The sequence below is a fragment of the Rhodanobacter ginsenosidimutans genome (genome assembly GCF_042655685.1).
GTDB lineage: Bacteria > Pseudomonadota > Gammaproteobacteria > Xanthomonadales > Rhodanobacteraceae > Rhodanobacter > Rhodanobacter ginsenosidimutans.
In genome coordinates, this window is sequence record NZ_JBHSMM010000006.1 from 76,176 (window position 1) to 102,121 (window position 25,946).

20 protein-coding genes are annotated in these 25,946 nt (G+C 64.6%); all 20 read right to left on the reverse strand.

From position 1 onward, the window contains the following. Positions 1-10: 10 nt before the first annotated feature. Positions 11-730 (reverse strand): PP2C family protein-serine/threonine phosphatase, encoded by a 720-nt coding sequence (locus tag ACFPK0_RS15740; protein ID WP_377342045.1) that lies wholly within the window; start codon positions 728-730, stop codon positions 11-13. Further along, the gene (tagF, locus tag ACFPK0_RS15745) at positions 727-2,307 is read right to left on the reverse strand and encodes a type VI secretion system-associated protein TagF (RefSeq protein WP_377342047.1); all 1,581 of its coding nucleotides are present in this window, start codon (positions 2,305-2,307) and stop codon (positions 727-729) included. The genes ACFPK0_RS15740 and tagF overlap by 4 nt, the downstream gene beginning before the upstream one ends. 4 nt (positions 2,308-2,311) lie before the next feature. Next, the gene (gene tssM, locus ACFPK0_RS15750) at positions 2,312-5,812 is read right to left on the reverse strand and encodes a type VI secretion system membrane subunit TssM (protein WP_377342049.1); all 3,501 of its coding nucleotides are present in this window, start codon (positions 5,810-5,812) and stop codon (positions 2,312-2,314) included. Positions 5,813-5,828: 16 nt separating this feature from the next. Continuing rightward, a complete protein-coding gene (gene icmH, locus ACFPK0_RS15755; RefSeq protein ID WP_377342167.1) occupies positions 5,829-7,142 on the reverse strand; it encodes a type IVB secretion system protein IcmH/DotU in 1,314 nt (437 codons plus the stop codon). Positions 7,143-7,182: 40 nt separating this feature from the next. After that, a complete protein-coding gene (tssK, locus tag ACFPK0_RS15760; RefSeq protein WP_377342051.1) occupies positions 7,183-8,520 on the reverse strand; it encodes a type VI secretion system baseplate subunit TssK in 1,338 nt (445 codons plus the stop codon). 162 nt (positions 8,521-8,682) lie between these two features. Continuing rightward, entirely contained in the window at positions 8,683-9,999 is a 1,317-nt protein-coding gene (gene tagH, locus ACFPK0_RS15765; RefSeq protein ID WP_377342053.1) for a type VI secretion system-associated FHA domain protein TagH, read from the reverse strand. Positions 10,000-10,001: 2 nt separating this feature from the next. Continuing rightward, positions 10,002-10,145, reverse strand: a complete 144-nt coding sequence (locus ACFPK0_RS15770) for a hypothetical protein (RefSeq protein WP_156458441.1) — start codon at positions 10,143-10,145, stop codon at positions 10,002-10,004. Continuing rightward, the gene (locus ACFPK0_RS15775) at positions 10,138-10,683 is read right to left on the reverse strand and encodes a DUF6931 family protein (protein ID WP_056085501.1); all 546 of its coding nucleotides are present in this window, start codon (positions 10,681-10,683) and stop codon (positions 10,138-10,140) included. Before ACFPK0_RS15775 ends, ACFPK0_RS15770 begins: the two co-directional genes overlap by 8 nt. Positions 10,684-10,701: 18 nt before the next feature. Then, complete coding sequence (locus ACFPK0_RS15780; protein ID WP_377342055.1) at positions 10,702-12,735, reverse strand: type VI secretion system Vgr family protein; 2,034 nt, start codon at positions 12,733-12,735, stop codon at positions 10,702-10,704. Positions 12,736-12,819: 84 nt separating this feature from the next. Then, complete coding sequence (locus ACFPK0_RS15785) at positions 12,820-14,112, reverse strand: tetratricopeptide repeat protein (protein WP_377342169.1); 1,293 nt, start codon at positions 14,110-14,112, stop codon at positions 12,820-12,822. A 98-nt stretch (positions 14,113-14,210) separates the two neighbouring features. After that, positions 14,211-14,498 (reverse strand): PAAR domain-containing protein, encoded by a 288-nt coding sequence (locus tag ACFPK0_RS15790; protein WP_056085503.1) that lies wholly within the window; start codon positions 14,496-14,498, stop codon positions 14,211-14,213. 50 nt (positions 14,499-14,548) lie between these two features. Further along, positions 14,549-15,397, reverse strand: a complete 849-nt coding sequence (locus ACFPK0_RS15795; protein ID WP_056085504.1) for a hypothetical protein — start codon at positions 15,395-15,397, stop codon at positions 14,549-14,551. A 239-nt stretch (positions 15,398-15,636) separates the two neighbouring features. Further along, positions 15,637-16,602: a ribosome-inactivating family protein gene (locus tag ACFPK0_RS15800; protein WP_377342058.1), complete on the reverse strand. Its 966-nt coding sequence runs from the start codon at positions 16,600-16,602 to the stop codon at positions 15,637-15,639. A gap of 116 nt (positions 16,603-16,718) precedes the next feature. Further along, entirely contained in the window at positions 16,719-19,463 is a 2,745-nt protein-coding gene (gene tssH, locus ACFPK0_RS15805) for a type VI secretion system ATPase TssH (RefSeq protein ID WP_056085505.1), read from the reverse strand. A 96-nt stretch (positions 19,464-19,559) separates the two neighbouring features. Further along, positions 19,560-20,582 (reverse strand): type VI secretion system baseplate subunit TssG, encoded by a 1,023-nt coding sequence (gene tssG, locus ACFPK0_RS15810; RefSeq protein WP_377342061.1) that lies wholly within the window; start codon positions 20,580-20,582, stop codon positions 19,560-19,562. After that, complete coding sequence (tssF, locus tag ACFPK0_RS15815) at positions 20,546-22,429, reverse strand: type VI secretion system baseplate subunit TssF (protein WP_377342063.1); 1,884 nt, start codon at positions 22,427-22,429, stop codon at positions 20,546-20,548. Before tssF ends, tssG begins: the two co-directional genes overlap by 37 nt. A 5-nt stretch (positions 22,430-22,434) precedes the next feature. Continuing rightward, a complete protein-coding gene (gene tssE / locus ACFPK0_RS15820) occupies positions 22,435-22,938 on the reverse strand; it encodes a type VI secretion system baseplate subunit TssE (protein ID WP_056085508.1) in 504 nt (167 codons plus the stop codon). A 16-nt stretch (positions 22,939-22,954) separates the two neighbouring features. After that, positions 22,955-23,752 (reverse strand): type VI secretion system accessory protein TagJ, encoded by a 798-nt coding sequence (locus tag ACFPK0_RS15825; protein ID WP_235577670.1) that lies wholly within the window; start codon positions 23,750-23,752, stop codon positions 22,955-22,957. Positions 23,753-23,832: 80 nt separating this feature from the next. Next, positions 23,833-24,333 carry an Hcp family type VI secretion system effector gene (locus tag ACFPK0_RS15830; RefSeq protein ID WP_377342066.1) on the reverse strand — a complete coding sequence of 167 codons (501 nt, stop codon included), beginning with the start codon at positions 24,331-24,333 and terminating at the stop codon, positions 23,833-23,835. Between the two features lie 119 nt (positions 24,334-24,452). Then, complete coding sequence (gene tssC, locus ACFPK0_RS15835) at positions 24,453-25,946, reverse strand: type VI secretion system contractile sheath large subunit (protein WP_056085511.1); 1,494 nt, start codon at positions 25,944-25,946, stop codon at positions 24,453-24,455.

Consider the following 25,946-nt stretch of genomic DNA (forward strand, 5'->3'; position numbering starts at 1 on the left):
TACGTCTTCGTCAATCCTGGAGCCGTACGGTGACGGCGGAAATGTTGTCGCGGGCGGCGCGGCTGGTGGCCAGCTCCATCAATCGCGCGGCCAGTTCGGACGGGGCCAGCTGGCGGCGGCATTCGGCGTCGATCTCCGCATCGGACATTTCCTTGTTGATGCCGTCCGAGCACAGCACGAACTGCATGCCGGGGCGGCTGCCGGCCACGACCCAATCGACGAACAGGTGATCCTCGGCACCCACGGCGCGGGTCAGCGCGCCGGCGCCGGGTTGCGGCTGCACCGCGGCACTGCCGAACTGGGTGACGTCCTCCTTCATGCCGTGCACGTGATCGCTGGTGATCTGGCGCAGGCGGCCTTCCTCGAAGCAGTACACGCGGCTGTCGCCAACCCAGCCGCACAGCATGAAATCGCGGTCGTGCACCAGCACCACGACGGTGGAGCCGATGATGTCCACACCACGGGTCACCGCGGTGCGCACCAGGTCGGTGTTGACCTGCACCAAGGCGTCCTCGATCGATTCGATGAAGTCGTACACGCTGCCCGGTCGCGGTAGCGCGCCCAGCCGTTCGATGATCATCGCGCTGGCGTAATCGCCGGCCGAATGGCCGCCCATGCCATCGGCCACCACCCACAGGCCGACGTCCTCGCGCACCAGGATCGCGTCCTCGTTGTGCTTGCGGATCTTGCCGGTCACGGTATAGCCGGCGGATTGATGGCGCATCGTCATGGCGTGATCTCGATGATGGCCAAAGGCCAGTGGACCGCGGGCGACCGGAAACCGGCCGCGGCGGCGATGCGCGCTCGCGCGCCGTCGATGGAAGGCAGTGCCAGCGCCTCGGCCAGCAGTTCCAGCGGTAGTTGCACCAGCGCCTGCGTCGCCATCAGCAACAGGCGATCGCCGGTGGCCACGGTGCAGGCCGCTTCCTCGCAAACGGGATCGCTCGCGGCACCCAGCCCGGGCGCGGCGGCGGTGACACGGCTGAACAGCAAGTCGTCGAACTCGCCGCCATAGCCGAGGCTGTCGTCGTCCGCCGCTTCGCCGGCGGCGAACAGCGCGTGCAGCTGGCCATGGCGGTAATGCCACACGCCGGCACTGCCGATGCGCAACACGGCAGCGTGCTGATGATTCAATTGCGCGGCCACCACGGCGGCATCCTCGCTGACCGGATCGATCAGATCCTCGCCGCGCCGACGCAGCGGCGCATGCGAGGCCAGCAGGCGCTGGCGCAACACGCCGACGCCACCGGCCAGGTCCGCGACATCCAGCTCATCGACCAGCGCATGCGCGACAGCGGCCGCCTGCCGGCGCGGATCGCGCAAGCCGTCATCGGCGGCCACCAGGGTCAGCGCCGCATCGGCGCGATAGCGGACCGGGCCATCCTCCAGCACGTCGCCCAGGTGGCTGGGCAGCTCGTCGGCCACCGGGGGCACGATCAGGTCGGCGAAAAGTTCGGAGAGATCGTCGGGCAACAGCGTTCGCGGCGCGGCGGCAGGCGGTGCATCCGCCACCTCGATTGCCGGCGCCGGCGGAAACGCGATGCGCCGGTTCTGCGTGGTTTCCGCATCCGCACGGTGGCCGAAGTCGCCCGCCGACTGCCACGGCGCGCCCGCGTGCGCGGCATCGAGAAATGCGGCATAGGCCGCCGGCTGCGGCAGGCCGCGCGTGGCCAGCAACGTGGGTGGCACGCGCGCCGCGCCCGCCGTCCACCACAGGCACCAGTCGCCAGCGGATGTGAGCTGCGACCACAACCCGCCCAACTGCGCTGCCCCCGCGGCGCCTTGCGCCAGCGGGAACCGCCAGTGACTGGCGCTGCGCCAGTCCAGCGGCTGCGGCGGTTGTGGTGCGGCAATCGGGTCGCCACTGCCGGGGCCGGCCACATCGGCCACCAGGCCATCGAAGGCCTCGGCGTGGATCGACGGATCGGCCTGCGCGCGCGCATGCACGCGCGCCAGCGTGTCGAACCAGTGGTCACCCTGAAGCAGCGCTTGCGTCACCGCTTCGCTGCGATTCAATGGCGCGGCGATCACCATCGGAAAACAGCGCCCCACCCGATCGCTGGCTGGCCCCAGCACCCCGACCCATGCCGAATCCCCGCAGATGCCCGCGGGCATCGCGAAACGCCAGGTCGGGCTGGCGTGGTACACCGCTGGCCAGTCGTTGCCCAGCACGCCGCGGGCCGCGTCCACCGCGTGCTCGAAATGCTGGTCCCAGCAGTCGACGAAACGCACCGGCAGGCGCCGCTGCACGAAATCCCCTACCCCGGGAAGCTTGCCGAAGAATCCTGCCCCTGTCGGATTCGGCATGCGCTCAGCCTCCGCACCTGAAGTGCTGCACCTCGGTGTTCAAGAATGGGTTGCGCAGATTGCTGGCCTGCAGGGTCACCTTGGCCACGTGTCCGCCAAAGTTGAAGCTGGCCAGAAAGCGCAGGTCCGACTGTTTCTGCAGATTCGCCGCCTGCAGCGCGCGGAAGAACGCCCAATCACCCTGGTAATCGAACGAACTGATCAGCGTGCCGGCGGTGTCGTAGGCGGCGATGGTGACGCTGCCCGGCTGTGGTCCCGGCCATTTCATCGCGGCACTGGTGGCGCCGCCGGGCTGGTATTCGTACTTCTGCCCGTCGACGTCGATCACCAGCTTGCCGATGGCCGGATCCAGCGTGGGCGCCAGGATCGTGAAGTCCACCTCGGGCTGGTTGCCACTGCGGAAATACATCTGGCGGATGTCGTCGGCTGCCTGTGCCTGCTTCAGCACGCCGGGCGGGCCGGCGACCGCGCCGGGGCCGGTTTTCCATTGCCAGTTGCGTCCGCTGGCATCGACCAGTTTGGCCAGCGTCTGCTTGTTGAACGTGTCGAAACGGCCGCCGTTGCCGAACAGCTCGCCGAAGTTCTGCAGCGGGATTTCCGAGCGCCCGTTGGGTGCAAACGGATAACGGCCACGGATGAAATCGGCGCAATCGTTGCCCACCGCCTGCTGGAACTGGTCGCCCAGCGCACCCTTGGTGCCGCTGGCCACCAGCGCCTGGCTCTTGCCGGTCAGCGCGTTGACCCAGCCGGATACCGGCGGCGGCAACTGTGCCGCTTCCTGCTGCGCCATCAGCAACTGCGGGTTGGGCTGGCCAGCCGCGCTGCTGAAGTCGGTCATCGTCAGCAAGGTCTTGCTGAGCTGGTCGAGCACGCTCAAGGTGCGGTCGATCGGCGCGGCGCCGGGCGCACCATCGGTGAGCTTGTTGAGCGTGTCGAAATGCTCGCTGATCGCTGCACCCGGCTTCTCGCCGGTATCAGCGGCCGGCGCGCCGTTGGCGTTGGCCAGCGCGCGCGACAACGCACTCTGCGTGGCCTTTTTCGAAGCGGTCTTCTCCGCCAGCGCTGCCGCGCTTTCGGCCGCGCTGGCCGGGGGCGCGCGCAGCATGTCGTGGGTGTTATCGCGCACCACCTGCAGCAGGGATTTCAGCGGCGAGCTGGGGCCGGACAACTTGGCCGCGATCGCGCTGGCATCCTGGATGCTGCTGATCGGCTGCAGCTCCAGGTCATCGAGCAGCGCGTCCCATGCCTTGATGTAATCCTGCTGGTATAGCGCCAGCACCTGCTGCACGAGGCGCGCCCGTGCGATCGCGTCGATCTTGCTGCCGCCGAATACCCAGTCGTCCGCGGCAAACTGCTTCACCGCCTGCTCGATGCCCTTGCCGGCTTCGTCGGCGAACATCGGCTGGGTGAACAGCGCCGGCAACGGGTCGGACAGGGCTGCGCCGCTCTTGCGCCGGAACACGTTGCCGAGCAAGCCCAGCTCCTTGTCCAGCCGCAACGGCGGGTGGTCCGCGCCAGTGGCGGACAGCTTGAGGCTGCCGTAGATCAGCGTGGACAGATCCGCCGTGCGCAGCGTGCTGCGCGCCTGCTCCACCAACGCGTTGTCGAGCGTAAGCGGATGCAGCCGCCCCGGTTCGGCCACCAAGGCCTGGAAGTGTTTGGACAACGCCTTCTGCAGTACCGGATCGTTGGGGAAGATCTTGCGCCACTCGATGTCGGTCAGCGCGATCAGCTGATCGGCATCCTGATGCTCGGGCTCACCCAGCATCAGATAGCCCTTGAGGTAGTAGTACAGGGCCTGCGGATCGCTGGCGCTGCCGGTGAGCCCGCTGCGGAACTGCGACGCCACGCCCGGCAGCAGCACGCCGTTGAGCTCGCGGATATAGGCGTCGTGCACCTCGTCACCCACGGCATGCCCCTGGTACAAACCGAAGCGCATCAACAGCGGCACGTCGCCCTGGTATTTGCGCGCCGTGTCCTGCACGGCGGACAACGCCTCCAGCCGCTCCAGCGCCATCGCGAAATAGGCTTTCTGGCTGGTGGCGGACGAAGGGTCGCTATCGGCCGGATAGCCCTGCAGCGACGTCTGCACCTGCGCCAGATAGGCCTTGTTGCGGCCGTAGCTGGTGGTGAAGCCCGCGAACAGCAGCAGCGTCAGCAGCAGCACGCCCACGTACGAGGCGGCCTGCAGCAGCACCTTCTGCCGTTCCAGTTTCGGGTTGGTGCCGGCAAAGCCCGACTCCTTGAACAGCACGTCCTTCAGCAGACGCTCGACAAAGAACGTGCGCCGCTGCGCGCCCGGTGCCTGCACCTGCGCCGCATCCACGCCGAACGTGCGCGCCACCGCGCCCATCATGCGGTCGATCGGCGTGCCTTCCTGCGTACCCGAGGTGAGATAGACGCCACGCAACAACAATGGCGTGCCGTACTTGTGCCCGCTGAACACGCCTTCGACGAACTGCTGCGCGATCTCGCGCAGTGCGCCCAGTTGCTGCGGGAACGACAGGATCGCCGCGCGCCGCGCCCGATCGCGCTCGGTATGCAGGCGGTCGAGGATGCGCGTGTTGAGCCGGTCCAGCAGCAAGCCGAATTCGTCGGCAAAACTGCGCGCGGCGGTACCGTCCACCGTCTTGCCGACGGGGAACGACATGCCCCACACCTGGCTGCGCAGTTGCGGGTTGAGGTCGTCGAAGAACTCGGTGAAGCCGGCGATCAGGTCGCACTTGGTGAACACCAGGTACACCGGCACGCCGATGCGCAGTTGTTCCACCAGTTCGTCCAGCCGCCGCCGGATCGCCTGGATATGCTCGTGCCGGCCGGTCTCGTCCAGCACCAGCAGGTCGGACATGCTCATGGCGATGATCACGCCGTTGATCGGCCGCCGCTTGCGGTACTTGCGCAGCAGCTTAAGGAACTCCGTCCACGCCGACGCGTCGGCGCCGCGGTCGGAATCCTGCGTGGTGTAGCGGCCGGCGGTGTCGAGGAACACCGCCTCGTCGGTGAACCACCAGTCGCAGTTGCGGGTGCCGCCGATGCCGCGCAGCGCTTCCTTGCCGAAGCGGTCGGACAACGGAAAGTTGAGGCCGGAATTCTGCAGCAGCGTGCTCTTGCCCGAACCCGGCGGGCCGATCACCACGTACCACGGCAAGGTGTACAGGTTGCTGCCGCCGCGGCGGGTCTTGCGCAAGGTGTCGATCGCCTCCTGGAAGCGCCCCTGCAACTGCGCGCGCTCGGCCGTGCTGCGGTCATCGCCCGCGTCCTGCGTGCCTTGCCCCGCCAGGTCGCCGGACATCTGTTTGGTCTTGCTGCGCACGCGCAGCTGCTGCACCTGCAGGCACACCACCCACACCACCACGATCAGCACGATCAGCACCAGCCGCGTGATCGGGCTGGCCAGCGGCTGCGAATCGCCCAGGCCCAGGTACGGGCCGCCCAGCCAGATCAGCACCGACAGCAGCACGATCCCGACGAGGGTGATGAACCAGCCGGTCCTAAACAACGTCATCAGCTTGCTCACTCGCTCAACCCTCGGGGATGTAGATGATTTCGACGCGGCGATTGCGCGTGCGATTGGCCGGAAGGTCCGGCGGCAGGGCGATCGGTTTCGACGCGCCGGCGCCGCTGGATTCCAGCCGCGCGGCGTTGTCGATGCCCTGGCTGAGGATCTGCAACACCGAACGGGCGCGCGCCGCCGACAACGCAAAGTTGTCCTTGAACTTCAGCGAGTGAATCGGCTGGTCGTCGGTGTGGCCCACCACGATCACCCGGCCCGGCACCTGGTTCAGCGCCTGCGTGATCTTCTGCAGCAGCGGCAGCTGCCCCGCGCTCACCTCGGTACCGCCGGAGGCGAACATCGACGGCGCACTCAGGCGCAGCAGCTCCTGCCCATCGTCGCGGTCGATGATGCTGAGCTCGCCTGCCTGTTCCTGCGGCGCCAGCAGTTGCTTCAGCGTCGGACGCGCGGGCTTGGGCTGGGCCTGGTTCAGGCGCGCGGTGTCCGGCGGCGTGGCGCTTTCCAGCCCGATCTGGGCGATCTGGCCGCTGGCCGGCGCCGACAGATCGTTGAGGCGCGAATAGAAATACACGAAGCCCGCCAGCAACAGCACCGCTGCCGCCGCCGCGATCACCCACAGCGGCACGTAGCGCACCAGCGGGTTGCGGCGATCCTCGACGCCGCGCCAGTGCGGCGCCAGCTCTTCCGCGGCCGGCGCGCGCTGCGCCTTGATCCGTCGGTACAGGTCCTCCTGGATCTCGGCCAGCTTGGCGCGGCCGCCGGACTCGATCTGATAGCGGCCGCCGAAACCCAGCGCCAGGCAGATGTACATCAGCTCGATCAGGTCGACATGCTTGGCGAAATCCGCGCACAGGCGCTCGAGGATCTGGAAGAACTTGGCGCCGCCGTACGACTCGCCATGGAAGGTCACCAGCAAGGTTTTCTGCGCCCAGCCGCTGTGCTCGCCCCACGGCGCGTTCAACACCGATTCGTCCAGCATCGCGCACAGCACGTAGCGTGCGGCCACCGCGGTCTGCGCGGGGATGCCGGCCGCCTGCGCGTGGCTTTCGAATTTGCGCACCTGGGCGATCACCTGCTCACGCAGGTGCGCGGCATCGGGCTGCGAGGCACTCAGGCGCAATTGCACCGCCAGCAGCAACAGCGCGCTGGCGGTCTGCACCAGCGGGTTCATGCCGCCGCCAAGAAACTCGCTGATTTCCGCCGCACTGGCCTGGTCGATACGCGGCGCCGGCCCGCGCGCCAACGATGGTGCCGGCACCGCGGAAGGAGGCGCCGCCGTGGGCGTGGCCGAACGCGGCCGCACCACGGTGGCGTCGCGCATGGGATCGTCGTCAATGGGCCCGTTGCCGTTATTCATGTGATCAGCCCCTGATGGCCCACAGTTGCAGGTCGAGACCGGCGAACTCGTCGCCGAAATGGAACGCGATGCCGCCCGAGGTTTTCAGCGGACGCCACATGGGCGAGTGCTTGTCGAACTCGAAATACAGATAGCCGGCGTTGTACGGAATCTGCCGCGGCGCCACCGGCATCGGCGCCACCGCGATGCCGGGCAGTTGCAGGTTGACCAGGTCGCGGATCTTCTCGACCGGGCCGATTTTCGATTGCGCGGGCAGTTGCCGGCGCAGGTCCTCGGACTTCATGTCGGCCTTGGCCGCCAACACGAAGGCGGCGGTATCGAGCAGGGTCAGGTCCGGCACCACCGCCACCCACACGCCGAACTTGCGCTGCTGCAGCGGGATCGGCGTGGCAGTCTGCTCCATCACCGCGCTGAGACTGGTCCGCAGCGCACTGATCACCGGCTCGAAGCTCTCGCGCAGCAGCTCATGGCGGTACGGCGGAAACGCGGTGGGGCGTTTGCCCGGCGCCGTGAACGTGGCCAGCTCGCCGGCCATGCCGACCAGGGTGCGGTAGAAATCCTCCGGGTGCAGCGACGGCGATTCGGCCAGGTGCGCGATCAACGGCTGGAACCGGTTCACCACTTGCAGCAGCAGGAAGTCGGCGATTTCCGCCGCGCCGCCACGGTCGGTCAATGCCACCCGCGCGGCCAGCGCCTCGCCGCGCTGGTGCAGCAGGCCCAGCAATTCGGTGAGGAAGGTCACCAGCCGCGGTACCGCGCGGCAGCTCTGCGCGGTGGGCATGAATGCCTCGTCCAGCACCACGCGCCGATCGGCGCGGCACTCCACGATGCGCGCCAGCGGGATGTGGGTCAGCCCTTCCATCGGTTGCGACTGCGGCAACAGCCGGCTGCTCATGCCGCCGACTTCCAGCGGGGTCAGGCCATCGACGCTGCCGGAGGCATCGCGCACCTCGGTTTCGCGCACGCGGAAGCGGAACAATTTCTCCGCCGGCGCTTCGGGCCGGCCGCTGTCCGGCTGCGTGGGCGAGCGCAGCGGCAGGGTGAGGAACACGGTCTGGTCGCGCCAGTTCGCATCGACTTCCAGTGCCGGTGGCAGGGGGTCGTCGTTGGGCATCGAGAACGGCGTGCCGTCGGGGAAGGTGCCGCGGGCGCTGCGGATGCCCAACTTGCCGATCGCCAGCAGGTCGGCCTCCAGCTCCAGTTCGGTGAAACCCCAGGTGTAGGGGCGCAGGGCGCCGGCGCGCAGCTCCACCAGGCGCTCCAGGTAGCGCTCCTGCTGCTGCATGTGCTGGGGCCGCAAAAACAGGCCTTCGCTCCAAACCACCTTGTTGTTCTGCGTCATCGCTTTGCTTCCGCCCATCTTGGTGAACCATGCCGGCGCTGCCGCCGGACGTTGCCCGCCCGCATCGACGGATCGATGCGGGCGCATTCATTGCTGTCGTACCGCTACCCCTGCCCCTTCTCTTTCGTCGCTGTCGTGCTGCGACGCTCGTTACATGCGTGCTCAGCGCGGTGACGAATGGCTGGCCCGTCGCGCCGATTTCAGCCGCGACAGCTGTTCTTCATAGGCGCGAGCGAACTCGTCGCCGAACAGCCGCCGGAAGCATTCGTCGGGGTCTTTCATCAGGCCTTCGAAGTTGTCCTGGTACTTTTCCCAATACTTGCCCTTGCCGCCGAACGCGGAGCGTTTGCCACCATCGACCTCGTGCTCGAACCGTTCGGGGTTGAAGTGCGCCATCAGCGAATCGAAGCCCGCGCGCACGCCTGCCAGCATCGCCATCTGGTGGCAGCGGATGTCGTCGAAAGCGTCCTGGAACGCCGCCGAGCCGGACAGGAAGGCGGTGTTCGACGGCGCCATGATTTTCTGCATGGCTTCTTCGGCGGTGGGCGCGAATTTCAGCGGGTTGTTTTCCGAGCGCTGGATGATCGTGACCGGCAGCCGGAAGGTGTTCTTGATCTCCGCGCGCGCGCGCAGCACATCCATCACGCCGTCGATTACGATCTGGAAAATCTGCTCGACTTCCGGCGGCATGGCGGTCGCCGGCGCGGCCACCATCGGCGCCGCTGGCTGTGCAATCGGGGCCGGCACGGGCGCAGGTGCCGGTGCCGGACTGGGCGCCGGCGACTTGGCCCCGAAATCGCCCATGGTCAGGTCCCAGTTCTCCGGCAGGGCCTGGCGCTGGCCGGTGGTGGTGGGTGGACGGAAGTGATCCTCCAGCCCCACGTTCTGGTTCCAGTCGGAGCCGGCACTGCTTGCCGGCGTCTCGGGAATCAGCGGCGACGACGCCGGCGGCGCATCGAGAAAACTCAGCGGATCGAGAAACGCGCCCGCATCGCCCTGGCCGCTGCCGGGGATCAGGCTGTCGCCCAGCAGATCGCCGGGCGACGACGCGGCGGGCGCGCCGAGATCGAGCAGGCCGAAATCCAGCGGGTCGCTGGCGATCGGTGCGGGAGCGGCGGCCATCGGCGTCGAGTGCGCGAAGATGGTCTCCGCATTACCGCTCTGCAGGCTCACGCTGACCTCAAAGGTGTCGATCTGCAGGCGATCGCCTTCCTTCAGCGCGGACGGGTCGCCCTTGATCAGCGGACGGCCGTTGAGCAGCATGCCGTTGGTGCTGCGGTCCTCGATGAAATAGATGCCGTTGAGGCAGCGGATCATCGCGTGCACGCGCGAAACGCCGGACGAACTCAACACCCAGTCGCAATCCTCCGATCGCCCGATGCTGCCGTCGCGCCCTTCGAACGCCTTCTGGCTGCGGCTGCCGAATTGCGCCGCCTGGTGTCCGATCACGGCCAGCAGCAATGTCTGTGGGGTCGACACGATCAAATCACCTCGAAGAAAATCAGCGCCGCGGTGCCCTGTCCGCGGCCCTTTTGTTGAATGGTTGAACGCCACGCCCGCGCGACCGCCGGCTGCCGCGCACCGCCGCGCAGCGGGTAATGACGCGACGGCATGTACTCAGTCATGTCGCGACCCCACCCCGTTGCCCAACAGCACCATAGCCCGTTCGATGAAGCCGTTGCGACGCTCGGTGAACTGCTCGATATCCAGCGCCGCCATCAGGTTGATGGAGGCCACCACGGCGCGCGCAGTGAGATGGTCGGCGGGCGGTACGGCAGCCTCCTGCGTGGCCGGCGCCAGGCTGCCGCCTGACCAGCCGGCCGACGCCGCGATCCACGCGCCCAGCGAGCGGTATTCGCCCGCGCTGGCAAAATCCAGCGCGGCGCGCCGGCGCGGCTCGTCGGGATCGCGCACCCACGCCTCGGCCAGCGCAGCACCCGCCTTGTCTTCCATCGACAACGACTGATCGCGGGCGCACTGGCACAGCCAGGCCACGGCGTAGCGCTTGGGCAGCAACCGCGCCAGCAGTTTCAGTGCCTCGGGTGTCTCGCCCGCTTCGATCAGCAACTGCACCGCCGCCAACGGCGCCATGTCCGCGCGCAGCCGCGCGCTCGAGGGCTCGGACAGTTCCATCTCGGTGGATGCTTGCATTACCGCTGACATGTCGACGATTCCCCCTGCTCAACCAATCATGATGATGCCGCCGGACAACTGCGCCATCCCGTCGCCGGTCAGGGTCAGCTTGGTACCCTTGACCGTGGTCATCGCCCCGCCAGCCATGTCCAGCATGGCGTCCGCTTTCACTTTCATGCTGGCGCCCGCGCCGATGTCCATGGTGGCGCCCGACTTGATGGCCACGGACGTCTGGCCGTTCACCTTCACCGAGCTGTCGCCGGTAATGGTGATGTTGACGCCCTTGATCTCGATCTCGCCCGAGCTTTTCATCACGATGCTGGACGAACCGGTGACCAGCTCGATCTCGCTGCCCGCGTCCAGCTTGAACTTCTGCCCGATGGTGGTGGTGCCGTTCTGCTTCACGTCCAGCGTGTCGTTGTTGCCCACCGTATGCTTGCGGTCGTTATCGACCTTCTCCGTCTGGTCGTGATTGACCGTGAGCGTCTGGTCGTTCTTGATGATGATGGTTTCGTCGTTGTCGATCGCCACCACGTGGTCGTTCTCCACCTCCTCGTGCATGTCCTTCTGCGCGTGGATGAAGAAGTCCTCGCTGCCCTTCTTGTCCTCGAAGCGCAGCTCGTTGGCATCGGCCGCCACGCCGTTGAGGCTGCGGCTCTTGATGCCGCTCTGGGTCTTGTTGTCCGGCAGCGTGTACGGCGGCATGTTGTCGTTGTTGTAGACACTGCCGATGATCAGCGGCCGATCCGGATCACCCTCGAGAAAACTCACCACCACTTCCTGGCCCACGCGCGGAATGTTCACCGCCCCCCAGGTCTTGCCTGCCCACGGCGACGCCACCCGCACCGGGCAGGAGCTTTGCGCCTTGTCCTTGTCCGGCTTGTTCCAGTGGAACGTCACCTGCACGCGGCCGTATTTGTCGACGGCGATGTCCTCGTCGGTTTCGCTGCCGGTGACGACCGCCGTCTGCAGGCCCACGATGCGCGGCCTTGGTGTGGTCTGCGGGCTGCGGAAGGGTTGGCTGCTGGCGATGGCCTCGAAGCTGCAGCGGAACGGTTCCACCGCGGCGCCATCGTCCGCGGACACGTAGTCGGGGTGTTCCAGCTTTATTTCGGTGGAGGTCAGCAGGTATTCGCGATTCAGCTCCGCGCGCGGAAAGTCCTGCATCTCGAACAGCGCGCCGATGCTCATGCCGCAGGCATCGGTGGCGCCCTTTGCCACCGCATGCGGCACGTTCATCGCCTCGGCCCGCATCTGCGCATAGTGCTGGCCCTGGTCGGCCAGGATGTGGCTGCCGGGGTAGTCGAAGACGTCCAGCCCGGAGAGATTGTGATGGTCACCGCTGACCGTGCCGGTGCCCAACAGGGAGGTCTTGGGGTTCAACGGGTCGTAATCGGTGAGCTGGAATTTCAGCGAGTTCACCGTCTGCCGCGAGCTCCATGCCGTGATCGAGGCCGGCGCGAACGGCCCCCGCTGTTCCACCGGGCAGTACGGGATTTTTTCGAAACCGGAAGTGCGCTGGTGCGCGCCCAGCGCATCGGCCAGCACCATGGTGTGCGTGCCGGCGGCATGCGTGAAGTAGTAGTAGATGCCTTCCTGCTCCATCAATCGGCTGATGAAGCTGAAGTCGTCCTCGCGGTATTGCACGCAATAGTCGCGCTTGGCGTAATTGCCGCTGAGGCTCTTCTTGATGTCCGCGTAGCCGATCTCGCCCAGCACGGCGCTGATGATGTCGGGCACGCTCATCTTGCTGTAGATGCGGCAGTCGATCTTGCGCGTCAGCAACCAGGGTTTGGGCACCAGGGTGGCGCTGTAGATGGCGTAGCGCACGTCATCGATGGTCTCGAAGCCGGTTTGGCCCGCCTCGCAGACGATGCCGTTGAAATGGCGCGCATAGCCGTCTTCGGCTTTCAGCGTCACCGTCATCGGCGTACCCAGCAGCTTGCGCAGATCCACCTTTTCATCGCGGCTGATCATCTCCACGCGATAACGGAACAGCTGCCCGAGCTGCTCGGTGGCCGCCATGCGCTTGAACAGCAGCTTGTCGCCGAGATCAGTGGAAAGGGTAATCGCGTGTGCCATGTGTCGCGTCTCCGGGGAAATCTGTGCGCGCCGAACAACGTACGGTGCAGTGGGTCGTCACCGATGCCGATGCGGGAATCCGCATCAGCGCATGTCATTCCCCCCTCGCCGTGCCAGCACCACCCAGCCCGATACGATCTTGCCGTGCTCCTTGCGCAACATGTCCATGCCGATCGTGATGTGCTCGAAGCCCGCGGCCTCGACGACCGCCTGTGTGTGATCGCGTGTGTGCTGGTACCGCCCGCTGGATGACAACTCGTAACGATCCCCCTCGCCCTCCAGCACTTCCAGCGTGAACGTCAGCCAGCCACCGGGCCGCAGAGCGCCGTGAGCCGCTTCCAGCACCGGGGCAAGATCACCGAAATAGATCAGCGTATCGGCCGAGATCACCACGTCGTAGGCCGCGGGATGCGCCTGCAGATACGCGGTGAGTTCCGCCACCACCAGCTCATCGTAGCCACCACGGGCGCGCGCTTTTTCGATCATGCCGCCGGAAAGGTCCACGCCAACCAGCGTGCGTGCGCGTGCGCGCAGCAACGGCGCGCACAGGCCCGTACCGCAGCCGGCGTCGAGCACGTCGAGACTGCCATCGGCGGCGGGCAATACTCCACCCAGCGCGCCGGCCAGCACCTCGGGAGCGCGGTAGTCGAGGTTCTTCAGCAATTGCTCGTCAAAGCTGTCGGCAAAGCCGTCGAACACGTTGCGCACGTAGGCCTCGTCCGCACGCGGCGGGATATCGGCACCGCCCGTGGCCGCCAGCATGTGGCGCGGTATCGGGTTGTTCGGCTCGCGCTGAAGCCAGTCGCGGTAGACCTCCCTGGCCTCGTCGTGGCGTCCCAGCGTGTACAGCGAAACACCCAGTCCTTCCAGCGCGCGCACGTTGCGCGCGTCCAGCCGGTACGCCTCGCGGAAACATTCGATCGACTGCTCGATATGTTCCACGTTCTGGGCGAAATTACGCAGGAACAAACCCATCATGTACTGACCGTGGGCGAACGTTGGAGCCTCGCGCAGCAGTTGGGTATACGTCTCGAATGCTTCGTCGGGCCGCTCCTGCACCTCCAGCACGAAGGCCAGGTTGCTGAGCGCGTTGTAATGCGAGGGGCCGCACTCCAGCGCGCGCCGGTAGCAGACTTCGGCCTCGGCCAGGCGACCGCACTCCTTGTGGATGTTGCCCAGGTTGTTGTGCGCATCGGGGTGCTTCGGCGTGATCTTCAGCGCGGTCTGGATCAGCCTGACGGCCTCATCGCTGCGGTCGCGCTGGTGCATCAGCACGCCCAGGTAATGCAGCGCATCAGGTTGCGCCGCGCGCAGCTCGAGCACCTCACCGTACAAACGCTCGGCGGTGTCCAGATCACGCGCCTGGTGTGCCTGCATCGCGCGCTCCAGCACCACTGCATACGCCGGCTGTACCGGCGCCGGCGCACGCCAGCTCACGTTCGCGTTCTTCGCTACCACGCCTTTTCCCCTTGCCATCAGCCTATCAACACCTTCATGCAACCCAACACGATCACGCCGCCGTGCGCCGTGCTGTCACCCATGCGCGCGGCGGGCTTGCCGCCGACCAGAACCTTCGCCGAACCCTTGATGATCGAATCCGGCGGCCCGACGCAGGTCACCACGTCGCCCATGCACGCCGCCGGCAAGCCACCGATGAGTACCGTCGGCGCACCCGGCGCCATGATCGGGCCACCCACGTGAGGCACCGGCCCGGTGGTCATCGGGCAAGTGTGCATGTCGGTGAGGCGGGCGGCAGGTTGCATGGAGTCCTCGCGGAGCTAATGGATTCAAAGATGGAAAATCAATCGCACGCTCAACCGTTCATGCGAAACAGTTCGTTTTCCTTGGCCAGGGTCGGCGCCTTGAACTGATGGGTGCCCTTGATCAAAACGATCGAGTACGCGATATGGCCGGTGCGCTTGTTTCCGTCCGGAAAGCCCTGCACGTGCACGATGCTGGTCATGTAGAACATCGCGATGCTTTCCCACTGGGCGTCCCCGAAGGCAGGCCACGTATTGTCGCCGCATCCGGAGGTCAAACCGAGAATGTGATCCAGCAACACGCTTCCACCGATGGTCGACGGGTACTTGGCCCCCCCCATCAGGTTGATCCGGTAGGGCGCTGCGTCGGGCATGATGCGCTTGTAGATCTTGCGCAGCGGCTGCGTCGTGCGGCCAAGCGCCATGCCCATGGGACCCGGGTGCCCGCCAGTCACGGGGATATATTTCGACAGCAAGTCCCGGGTCGATGCGAGCCCGGCGGTGTAGTTGCCGCAGATCCAGTTCGCCGCCTGATCGATAGCCAGGGCACGCCCGGCCAAGCCGCCGCCTGACGGATTCTTGTAATAGTCGCCCACTGCGCGGAGATTGGCGTTGAGTACCGTCCCCAACGCGCCGCTATTGCACTGCGGCACCAGCGAATCGACGTATTGCTTACGGTTCGTGAAGTTCTCGCGCTCGGTCTTCATGAACATTGCCGTGTCGCTAGCCTTCAACGTGTCGATCTTGAAGTTCTGCGTCCACTTGTCGTAAACCGTCTCCAGGAAACGTTTGGCATTCTCGCGACCGATCAGTCGCTCAAGCTGACCGAACTCCCGGCGACTGTCGACGTGCGCTTGGATTCCACGTCGCCACGTGACTTTCTTGCTCGTAAATATGCTCACACAACCCCCAAGCTTTCAAGTTGAAGTAGATGAAGGTAACGGTAAAGTAACGATGGTAATTAACTGCAAACCGGAATAGGCGACAGAGCGCCCGAGGCCCGTTCGCGGGAACCGATTCCGACCTTCCTCTTCGCCTATCAGATGAAACTCATCCATTTTTCCAAATTGGCCCAGCCATTTTCCCCAGGCTCAAAATGAAAGTGCACCCTAACCCTGTGTTGTTTGTTCTCCATGCCTCACTAAAGATTCTGATCAATGCCAGCAAAGTGGTTGACTCCAACATTCTTTTTTTTCGTTTGATCACTTAAATATTTCAATCCATTGACAAACTGTGTTCCGTTAAGTCGGTTCTTGAAAAAGGCACTTCGAAGCGCCGCTAGCGCGGCAAGGCGAATGGGTTCCTTCTGTTTTGGAAGCCAATCCATTAGGCCCTCGACCATTGCATGATGATCATGCCCCGCTGCAATCTTGAAATCCTCAACACCTGGCGACAAATTTGGTCGTTCATTTAGGTTAACCATCGCAGCCTTAAACAAAGGACTGTTTGTCTTCTCGTGGATGCCATAAACCGCTATCCGCGAGGGAAAGCAATCATCCTTAACCGTGCTATCCACCACCCATTTCTGCAACTCTGGCAGCGATCCAGACGGATCAATTCCACGAAGAGCTAAGAGAGCGCAAATGGACCTAAAACGTATCGATTCCCCTATCGTCATGGCGAAGTAAGCAAATGCTAACTTGGCATTTTCCTTCTGACGCTCCGAACGCGCACCTTCTGCAGTTTGCAAGTAAGTTTTCAAAGAATTCACATGCGTCGAACAATCTCCCAACGAAAACATCTTCGTTTTACTATCAATCGATATGCCAAGCGCTCCGTAACCCGACTCGAAATCCGTTTCTCCAGCAATGCTTGAGCCACAGGCACTAAATTCCTTAGCCTGTCTCATGCAAACCGTCCACTTTTCCGCCTCGGCCATCCTGGCCCCCAATACGTATAAAGTGTCACCCATTAAAATAATATCGATCTCTGATTTTCCGTTCTCATCAAACACTGCAACTGAAACCCTAGACATACCATGATTGCAACGATCCTTAAGTACGAATCCACGACCGTTCCAGCGAGCAAGCCTAATGCGAGCATTAACAATGCTTTTGCAATACGACCCAGGTGTTTGATAGTTGACGAGAATTCCGAAGTCGATCATGTAACCTCCATATTCCGACTAACACTTACACCTGATGCATTCCGGGAAAAAAACAGGGGTCAGAGCGCACTTTCCAAGATCGGACCGAATGCGTCCGTTTCGCGACCAGCCCAGAATCACCCAAACCCATACGAAAATTCCCCACCCGTCACCCCCACCTGCACCTTCGCGATCTCCTCCCCCTCAATCATCTTGGTGAGGAACGCCCGCGAAATATCCGGCAGCATCGAGTTGGTCAGAATGGCGTCGATCATGCGTCCGCCTGATTCGGTTTCGGTGCAGCGCTCGACCACCAGCTTCACCACGTCCTCGCTGTAATCGAACGGGATCTTGTAGCGGGCTTCGACGCGCTTCTTGATGCGGTTGATCTGCAGTTTGACGATCTTGCCCAGCATTTCCGGGCTGAGCGGGTAGTACGGGATCGTCACCAGGCGGCCGAGCAGCGCCGGCGGGAAGATCTTCAGCAGCGGCTCGCGCAGTGCCTTGGCCATGCCTTCGTGATCGGGCATCAGCTCCGGGTCCTTGCACAGGCCGGCGATCATGTCGGTGCCAGCGTTAGTGGTCAGCAGGATCAGGGTGTTCTTGAAGTCGATCGAGCGGCCTTCGCCGTCTTCCATCACGCCCTTGTCGAACACCTGGAAGAAGATTTCGTGCACGTCGGGATGGGCTTTTTCCACCTCGTCCAGCAGCACCACGGAGTATGGCTTGCGGCGCACGGCTTCGGTGAGCACGCCGCCCTCGCCGTAACCGATGTAGCCGGGGGGCGCACCCTTCAATGTCGAGACGGTATGCGCTTCCTGGAACTCGCTCATGTTGATGGTGATGATGTTCTGCTCACCGCCGTACAGCGCCTCGGCCAGTGCCAGCGCGGTCTCGGTCTTGCCGACGCCGGAGGTGCCGGCGAGCATGAATACGCCGATCGGCTTGTTCGGATCGACCAGGCCGGCGCGCGAGGTCTGGATGCGCTTGGCGATCATCTCCATCGCGTGATCCTGGCCGATGACACGCTGACCCATCAGGCCGGCCAGGTTCATCACGGTTTCCAGCTCGCTCTTGACCATGCGGCCGACCGGGATACCGGTCCAGTCCGACACCACCGAGCCGACCGCCTGATAGTCGACGGAGGCGAGGATCAGCGGGGTTTCGCCCTGCAACTCGGCCAAGCGGGTTTGCAGGCCTTTCAGCTCTTCCAGCGCCGCCGCGCGCTCGGCACCGTCCAGCGCGGCCTCGCTGGCCGGTGGCGCGCCCTTGGCTTCCGCCTCCTGGTTGGCCGACTCCTCAAGCGCGCTGCCCGTGCCTTCCACCGGCGCGTTGGAGCCGCGCAGCTTCGAGCGGATATCGAGGACTTTTTCGACCAGTTCCTTTTCCGCGACCCAGTTCGCCTCCAGTGTTTCCAACCGCGCTTTCTGGGTGGCCAGTTTCTCGTTGGCGGCTTCTTCGCGCGTCGTGACGTTGACACCCACGTTCTTTTCGCGGGCGATGATGGCCAGCTCGGTCTCCAACGCCTGGATGCGTTTGCGCGTGTCGTCCACTTCGGCGGGTACCGCATGCTGGCTGATCGCCACGCGGGCGCAGGCGGTGTCGAGCAGGCTGACCGACTTGTCCGGCAACTGGCGCGCGGGAATGTAGCGGTGCGACAGCTTCACCGCAGCTTCCAGCGCCTCGTCCAGAATCTGCACCTTGTGATGCTTCTCCATCACGCTGGCGACGCCGCGCATCATCAGGATCGCTTTTTCCTCGCTGGGCTCGTCGATCTGCACGGTCTGGAAACGGCGGGTCAGCGCCGGGTCCTTTTCGATGTGCTTCTTGTACTCGGCCCAGGTGGTGGCGCCGATCGTGCGCAGGTTGCCGCGGGCGAGCGCGGGCTTGAGCAGGTTCGCCGCGTCGCCCGTGCCGGCGGCGCCACCGGCACCCACCAGGGTGTGCGCCTCGTCGATGAACAGGATGATCGGCTTAGTCGAGGACTGAACCTCCTCGATGACCTGCTTGAGGCGGTTTTCGAACTCGCCCTTCATGCTGGCGCCGGCCTGCAGCAGGCCGACATCGAGTGCACGCAACTGCACGTCTTTCAGCGGCGGCGGCACATCGCCGATGGCGATGCGCATGGCGAAACCTTCGATCACCGCTGTCTTGCCGACGCCGGCTTCGCCGACCAGCATCGGGTTGTTCTGGCGGCGGCGCATCAGGATATCGACAAGCTGGCGGATCTCGTCGTCGCGGCCGACGATCGGATCCATCTTGCCTTCGCGCGCCTGTTCGGTGAGATCGATGGTGAACTGCTTCAGCGCCTCCTGCTTGCCCATCTGCGCCGGGCCCATCGCGCCGCTGGCTTCGCCGGGAACAGCGCCGCCGATGTGGAAGCCGTCGCTGGCGCTCTGGCCATCCTCGGGCGAGCCGGCGACCACTTCGGCGAATTTCTCCACCAGCGCCTCGGGCTTGATCTTGTCGAACTCGGCCGAAATGGCCACCAGCGCATTGCGCAGGTGACGCGTACGCACCACGCCCACGAGGAGATAGCCGGTGCGCACCTGGGCCTCACCGAACATCAGCGTGGCGAACACCCAGCCGCGCTCGACCGCTTCCTCCACGTTGCTGGAGAGGTCGGAGATCGAGGAGGAGCCGCGCGGCAACCGGTCCAGCGCGTCGGTGACATCCCGCGCCAGGTTGGACGGGTTGAGGTTGAACTGCTTGATGATGCGGTGCAGGTCCGAGTCCTGCAGTTGCAGGATCTGGTGGATCCAGTGCACCAGCTCGACATAGGGATTGCCGCGCAGCTTGCAGAACACGGTGGCGCTTTCGATGCCCCGGTACGCCAGCTTGTTGAGCTTGCCGAACAGTGCGCTGCGACTGATTTCCGCCATGATTTTTCTATCCCTTCGGTTGAATGGTCATCTGGATTCGCGGCTGATGAACGCTGTCGCGAACCTGTTGTGATCGAGTGGCGCTGGCGCGCCGCGTTACCCCGCCGGCCTGAGCACCACCTGGTCGGCGTCGCCGTCGTGCTGGCGCCTGCCCATCCACGTGGTCAGCCCCAGCCGACCGGCCTGCCCCAGGCGCGTCACCGGCACCTCATCCCGGTTCAGCACCAACTGCACATCCCACGCTTTCTCTTCGCCGATGTAGGTCTTGACAGCCGCCAGCAGTTGCCGCAGCGCTTCCCCGCCCGGCAGGAAGTTGTTGAACTGCGCGCGGTTCAACGGCCCAAGCTGCAGCCGAAAGCGCTGCTGCGCACCCCACACGTACTCGCCCATCACTGCGGTCAGGCCGAGCCCCGCCACCTCGCTGGAATGACCCAGCCGCAGGTGTGCCGTCGGCGGCAGCCGCATCCATTCGGCCATGAACTCCACGATGCGCACGGGGATGCGGAAGAACTGTTCCAGCAACGTACTCAGGCCCTCGGCGTTGCGCGTTTGCGCCAGCAGGCGCCCGGCAAAGAAGCGCTTGTACTGGTCGGGCATCGCATCGCGGCCCTCAAGGCCGGGCGTCGACAAGCCCACCAGCGCACCCGTGTACAAACGGAAGCGATCCTCCTGCGGGCGGTCGAACTGCACCGTGGGCTGTGCATCAGCCCAGACCCGATAGAACAGGCTGGTCATGCGGTGGTGGAAGATGTTGGCGAACGCGATAAAGGTGGAATCCTTCTCGTTGTGCTGGCGATCGATCGCGTACTCGGTCAGGTGCAGCGGCAGTGGCGCATTGGGGCCGAACAGGCCGAAGAACAGCCCATGCATGCGCGCCGGCGCCCCCGCGCCACCCGGCTCGAAACGATCGATGGTGCGCGGTGCGAACGCCAGGGACGGCGTGTGGCACAGGCGCACCATGTCCTCCGCCGGCTTGGTCGATTCGCCCACACGCGGCTGCTCGGGGAACGCGCACTCCAGCCGACGGATGGCCTCGAAAAATTCGAAGTCCTCCGGTCGGTCGCGCAGCGCGTTCTGCAGCGCTACAGCGTCTGTCGTTTGCCGAGCCGCACCGGCCATCGGGCCACCTCGTTGCGTTCAAGGGTGCGCAGCACGGTTTCGGTAAACGAGTTCACCGAAACGTAGCGCGCGAAAAAATGCTGCATGACCGAGCCCAGCAGGAAGGCCCCGGTGCCTTCGAAGGCGCCGTCGTCACAGGTGAGCGTGATCTCCAGACCGCGGCCGAAGGTGATCGGGCCGGGCACCGGAATGCGTCGCACGATCGGCTGCGAGCTGACCGCCTTGATGCCTTCGACCTGGCGCCGGGCGCTGGAGTCGAACTCGTCGCAATAGAGCGTCAGCATCTCGCGCAGCGCGGCGGCGCCATCCTCGTGGCCGTCACCCAGCAGCGAGACGTAGTTGAGTTGCAGGTGGCTCAGCAGCCGCCAAGCGGTTTCGCCCACCGCCACCGACGCGCGCGGCTTGGTCGGGCCGGCGACGCAGCGGATGGATTCCACCGGCGCACCCGCGTCCAGGGTGAAATCGGTATGCGATTTGCCCACCGGCATCTGCAACGGCAGGTCGCGGTTGGTACACAGCAGCTGCATGCCGATCTGGCGCAACTGGGTGGAGTACGGCGCATCGGCCGCGTCCACCAGCGAAACGAACATCTCGTTGCCCACGTAACTGGAGCGCGCGCCGTGCAGTTTCTGTCGCGACGACAGCAAACGCGGCTCGCGACGCACGGTATAGAACGCCGCGTTGCCGCTGTGCCAGGTGCGCTCGTCGCAACCGTAGAACGGCTGGAAGCGCTGCTCGGGCTCTTGCCGGTCGCCGAAGCCTTCGACATGGCTGACGCTGTGGATTTCGAAATCCATCGGCCTCGTGCGGTCGGCCAGCACGTGATATTCGGTCTTGCCCTGCTGCAGGTGGATGCGGTCGGCGCGGCGCGGGAACAGGTTGATGGCCGGCGTGCAGAACAGGCGGAAGTTGCCTACGTCTACGGCGTTGTGCAGACGGCTGACGCTGCGGTCGAACAACACCACGATCTCGAACTCGCTGCTGTTCGAGCGCGCCAGCACCTTGCGCAAGCCGGTGAACACGGCAAACAGGAAGCGCTCCGGGCAGGCAAAATATTCCTGCAACAGGCGATAGCCGCTGAAAGACCGGCCGCTGTAGGGAATTAGCGCCTCGTTGTCATCGAAGCCCTTGCTGTGGATGCTGCCGGCGTCGAGATGTTCCTCGATCGGGCCACTGGCGCCTTGCGTGCGCACCACCACACCCACCGCGTTGGCCAGCAGTTGTTCGTACAGCCGCTTGGGCAGCTCGTCGGCGCCGGCGATGAACAGCGGCAGCTCGTCCAGCGTCAACATGTTGGCCTGCGCGCCAGCCGTCACCTGAAATTTCAGCCGCAGGCCGGCACGCACGGTCTGGTTGGAAGGAATGGCCACGCCAGCGGCCGCGATGGCGGCCGGCGTTTCGAAATACTTCGCTTCGGTGATCTGCAGCGGCCACAAGGTGACGTCGTGCGCCGTGCGGTATTCGCAGGCGGTGCGGTCGTCGCGCCCGATCAGGCTGCGCAGGGCGGTGTCGCGCGCCACGGCATGGCCGGTCACCAGCGCCGTGTCCTTCAGGTCCGCCTGCATTTGCACCACGGCCATCGAAGGCACCGGCGACAGGTAATGCGGGTAGATCATCTCCATCAGGTGCTGGGTGAACACCGGTTGCTGCGCATCGAGTTTCAACTGCACGCGCGCGGCCAGAAACGCGAAGCCTTCCAGCAGCCGCTCCACGTACGGGTCGGCGCATTCGAAGCCTTCCATGCCCAGCCGGCCGGCGATCTTCGGATACTCGCGCGCGAACTCGCCGCCCATTTCACGGACGTGCTGCAATTCCCGGTTGTAATAACGCAGCAGGCGCGGGTCCATGACGGTCAACCAAAACTTTCAGAGACGTTGAACTTGCCTGTTTCCAGGTCCACTTCGGTTTTCAGGTACAGGTTCAGCGGGATCGGCTGCGCCCACATCTCCGATTCGATGTTGAACACCAGCGACTGGTGATCCATGCGCGCACGGTCGGCCTGCACCGTCACGCGCAGCGTGCTGCTGGTGAGACGGGGCTCGAAGGCCACGATGGCGTCCTTGATCTGCCGCTGCAGCGCGCTGCCGTCGACGCCGGCCAGCACCATGCCGGTCAGGTCCGGAACGCCGAAATTCAGCACCGAGCGGGCCACCTCGGGATACAGCTCCAGGTCGACGTCGTTACCCATGTGCACGCAGTTGAGCAACCAGGAAATGTCGCGCGTGACGCAGTCGCGCAGGCGGGTAGCCGAGATCACCCTTTTCTCGCGGCTCTCCTCGGACTTGCCGGGCTCGTCGTCGGTCAGACGGTCGAGCAGCGAGGGCTGCAATCGTTCCTGGGTAGTGAGTTCGGCCATGGCTCGTGCGCCCTGGTCAAACGCTGTCGAAGGAAATGGTGCGAATGTCCAGCAAGGGGTATTCGCCGGCATCGGTGGCGAACATGCGCTGCCCGGAGCCCACGTAGAAGTCGTCGGCCGGGCTCAGCCAGTCCGTCTTGCGCGCCAGCACCACGTCGCTGTCGGCGGAGCGCTCCGAATCGGGATAGCGGCAAGGGATAAAGCCCACGGCCTGGCCACCGTTGGTCCAGGTGATCTGCACCGGTGCCCACACCTTGTCGCGCAAATCGGTGGGTGATTCGAATTTCAGCATCTGCAAACGCGCAAACGGCACCCATGCGTAACTGCCGTTGACGACGATTTCCAGGCACGGGCCAAACCGCGGATCGGCATCGGCGATCCATTCGAACGGCGTGTCATCGATGCGGCCGGTTACCGCCGGCGCCTGCTCGAACGCCTGCTCACGCAACGGTGCCGCCTGGTGATGCTTGCCCTGGGCATCCAGCTTGAACGCCTGCAGCAGCAACGCCACCCATTGTTCCGGTTCGCCGATCAACGAGGGCGAACGCTCGCCTTCCACGACCTGCGCGCGCATCAGCTCGCCCTGCAATGCCTGGGTGTAGGCGTTGACCATCAACGTGTTGCCGGGATCGAGCTCGCCGCTGACGTTCAACTGGTTCTGCGCCCGCTCCCACTGGCCCATCAAGGCAAGCAACTGGAACAGGAACACGCGTGACTTGGCATCCGCAGGCTTGCCGCGCACCTGCGCCGTCAATTGCTGCAATGCCTCGTTTACCCGGCCGGCTTGCAGCAGGTTCTGGGGATCTGCATCCACGATCAATCACCACTGGGTAAGGAGAACGAAGTCGGGACAAACGCCCTGCTGACCCGAAACCGGGCCAGCAGGGTGGTGCATCAGGCCGCAGCGACCTTCTGCATGTCGTAGGTGAAGTCCTTGGTACCGCCATCCTTGGAGCCGTCATCCTTCTGCGGCTGGAACATGAACTTGAACTTGCCGAAGTGCAGCGTGATGTTCTCGGTCAGCTTGTCTTCGCCGCCGCTGCCACCGGTGCTCAACGACGTGATCAGCACGCCCTCGCTGAGCTCCAGGGTGAGGAAGTCGGTCTGTTCGCCGGTGGCATTGGTGACGTACAGCCAGGCCTGCTCGACGCGGCCGCCGGTGCAGACGGCGTTCAACAGCGCGTTGGAACTGCCGTCCACGTACTTGGTGATGGAAATATCCTGCACGTGTGCCTTGCCACCGCCACCGCCACCACCCTGGTGCAAGTTGCCGGAGTTGGAGGCACCCCACGACCACGCCAGTACCGGGATCTCGTCCTTGTGCTTGGCGTGGGTGGACGTGCCCTTGACCTCGACTTTGCCCTTGCCGAACTTGATGTGCATGTCAAATGCCATGAAACCTCTCCTCTGTTTCCTGATTGATAAAGGAATACCGTCCGACCGAGACCTGCGCTCGACGCGATCGATGCTCCTGTCGCGGGTACATCATTGAAACGCTGCCCGTTGCCGAGGTATCAGGCCTTGGCAGCGGAGGGCAGGCGCGAAACCAGCCGCAGCGACACGGTCAGGCCTTCCAGCTGGTAATGCGGCTTGAGGTAGAACTTCGAGGTGTAGTACCCCGGAGCGCCCTCCACTTCCTCCACCACCACCTCGGCCGCCGACAACGGCTTGCGCGCCTTGGTCTCTTCGCTGGAGTTGGCCGGGTCGCCGTCGACGTAGTTGGTGACCCAGTTGGTCAGCCAGCTCTGCATCTGCTCGCGGCTGCTGAACGAGCCGATCTTGTCGCGCACGATGCACTTCAGGTAATGCGCGAAGCGGCAGCAGGCGAACATGTACGGCAGGCGTGCGCCCAGCGCCGCGTTGGCGGTCGCGTCCGGATCGTCGTACTCCTCGGGCTTGTTCAGCGACTGCGCGCTGATGAAAGCCGCCATGTCGGAGTTCTTGCGATGCACCAGCGGCATCAGGCCCATCTTGTCCAGCTCGGCCGAGCGGCGATCGGTGATCGCGATCTCGGTGGGGCACTTCATGTCCACGCCGCCGTCGTCGGTGGGGAACGTATGCGCCGGCAGGCCTTCCACCGCGCCGCCGGACTCGATGCCGCGGATACGCGAGCACCAGCCATAGGCCTTGAACGAGCGGTTGATGTTGACCGCCATCGAGTACGCCGCGTTCTGCCAGGTGTACTTGGAGGAATCGGCACCGGCGGTGTTTTCCTCGAAGTTGAATTCCTCGACCGGGTTGGTGGCCGCGCCGTACGGTAGGCGCGACAGCGTGCGCGGCATGGCCAGGGCCAGGTACTTGGAATCATCCGATTCGCGCAGCGAACGCCAGGCGGCGTAATCGGGCGTGGAGAACACCTTGGCCAGGTCGCGCGGATTGGACAGTTCGTTCCAGCTGTCCATGCCCATCAGCGACGAGTTGGCTGCCGCGATGAACGGCGCATGCGCCGCCGCCGCCACCTGGGCGATGCCGCTCAGCAATTCCACGTCGGGCGGGCTGTGGTCGAAGTAGTAGTCGCCGACCAGGCAGCCGTACGGCTCGCCGCCGAGCTGGCCGTATTCCTCTTCGTACATCTTCTTGAAGATCGGGCTCTGGTCCCACGCGGTGCCCTTGTAGCGCTTCAGCGTCTTGCCCAGCTCCTTCTTGGAGATGTTCATCACGCGGATCTTGAGCTGCTGGTCGGTCTCGGTGTTGTTGACCAGGTGATGCAGGCCACGCCACGCGCTTTCCAGCTTCTGGAAATCGGCGTGGTGCATGATCTCGTTGATCTGCTCGCTGAGCTTGCGGTCGATCTCGGCGATGTAGGCATTGATGGTCTGGGTGACGTCGTCGGAAACGATGTCGGCCTTGCCCAGCACCTGCTCGGCCAGCGTGCGCACGGCGGATTCGACTTCCTCCTTGGCGCGCTCGCTCTTGGGTTTGAATTCCTTGCTCAGCAGCGCGGCGAAGTCGCCCGCTTCGAGGGTTTCGGTGGCGCCGCCCTGTTCGGCCTGTGTTTCGGTTGCCAT

Bases quoted from the DNA above. Each gene is read 5' to 3' on its own strand.
- ACFPK0_RS15740 (WP_377342045.1), bottom strand. From the start codon at position 730: ATGACGATGCGCCATCAATCCGCCGGCTATACCGTGACCGGCAAGATC.
- tagF (WP_377342047.1), bottom strand. From the start codon at position 2,307: ATGCCGAATCCGACAGGGGCAGGATTCTTCGGCAAGCTTCCCGGGGTA.
- tssM (WP_377342049.1), bottom strand. From the start codon at position 5,812: ATGACGTTGTTTAGGACCGGCTGGTTCATCACCCTCGTCGGGATCGTG.
- icmH (WP_377342167.1), bottom strand. From the start codon at position 7,142: ATGCGCGACGCCACCGTGGTGCGGCCGCGTTCGGCCACGCCCACGGCG.
- tssK (WP_377342051.1), bottom strand. From the start codon at position 8,520: ATGACGCAGAACAACAAGGTGGTTTGGAGCGAAGGCCTGTTTTTGCGG.
- ACFPK0_RS15770 (WP_156458441.1), bottom strand. From the start codon at position 10,145: ATGACTGAGTACATGCCGTCGCGTCATTACCCGCTGCGCGGCGGTGCG.
- ACFPK0_RS15775 (WP_056085501.1), bottom strand. From the start codon at position 10,683: ATGTCAGCGGTAATGCAAGCATCCACCGAGATGGAACTGTCCGAGCCC.
- ACFPK0_RS15780 (WP_377342055.1), bottom strand. From the start codon at position 12,735: ATGGCACACGCGATTACCCTTTCCACTGATCTCGGCGACAAGCTGCTG.
- ACFPK0_RS15785 (WP_377342169.1), bottom strand. From the start codon at position 14,112: ATGCAGGCACACCAGGCGCGTGATCTGGACACCGCCGAGCGTTTGTAC.
- ACFPK0_RS15790 (WP_056085503.1), bottom strand. From the start codon at position 14,498: ATGCAACCTGCCGCCCGCCTCACCGACATGCACACTTGCCCGATGACC.
- ACFPK0_RS15800 (WP_377342058.1), bottom strand. From the start codon at position 16,602: ATGATCGACTTCGGAATTCTCGTCAACTATCAAACACCTGGGTCGTAT.
- tssH (WP_056085505.1), bottom strand. From the start codon at position 19,463: ATGGCGGAAATCAGTCGCAGCGCACTGTTCGGCAAGCTCAACAAGCTG.
- tssG (WP_377342061.1), bottom strand. From the start codon at position 20,582: ATGGCCGGTGCGGCTCGGCAAACGACAGACGCTGTAGCGCTGCAGAAC.
- tssF (WP_377342063.1), bottom strand. From the start codon at position 22,429: ATGGACCCGCGCCTGCTGCGTTATTACAACCGGGAATTGCAGCACGTC.
- tssE (WP_056085508.1), bottom strand. From the start codon at position 22,938: ATGGCCGAACTCACTACCCAGGAACGATTGCAGCCCTCGCTGCTCGAC.
- ACFPK0_RS15830 (WP_377342066.1), bottom strand. From the start codon at position 24,333: ATGGCATTTGACATGCACATCAAGTTCGGCAAGGGCAAAGTCGAGGTC.
- tssC (WP_056085511.1), bottom strand. From the start codon at position 25,946: ATGGCAACCGAAACACAGGCCGAACAGGGCGGCGCCACCGAAACCCTC.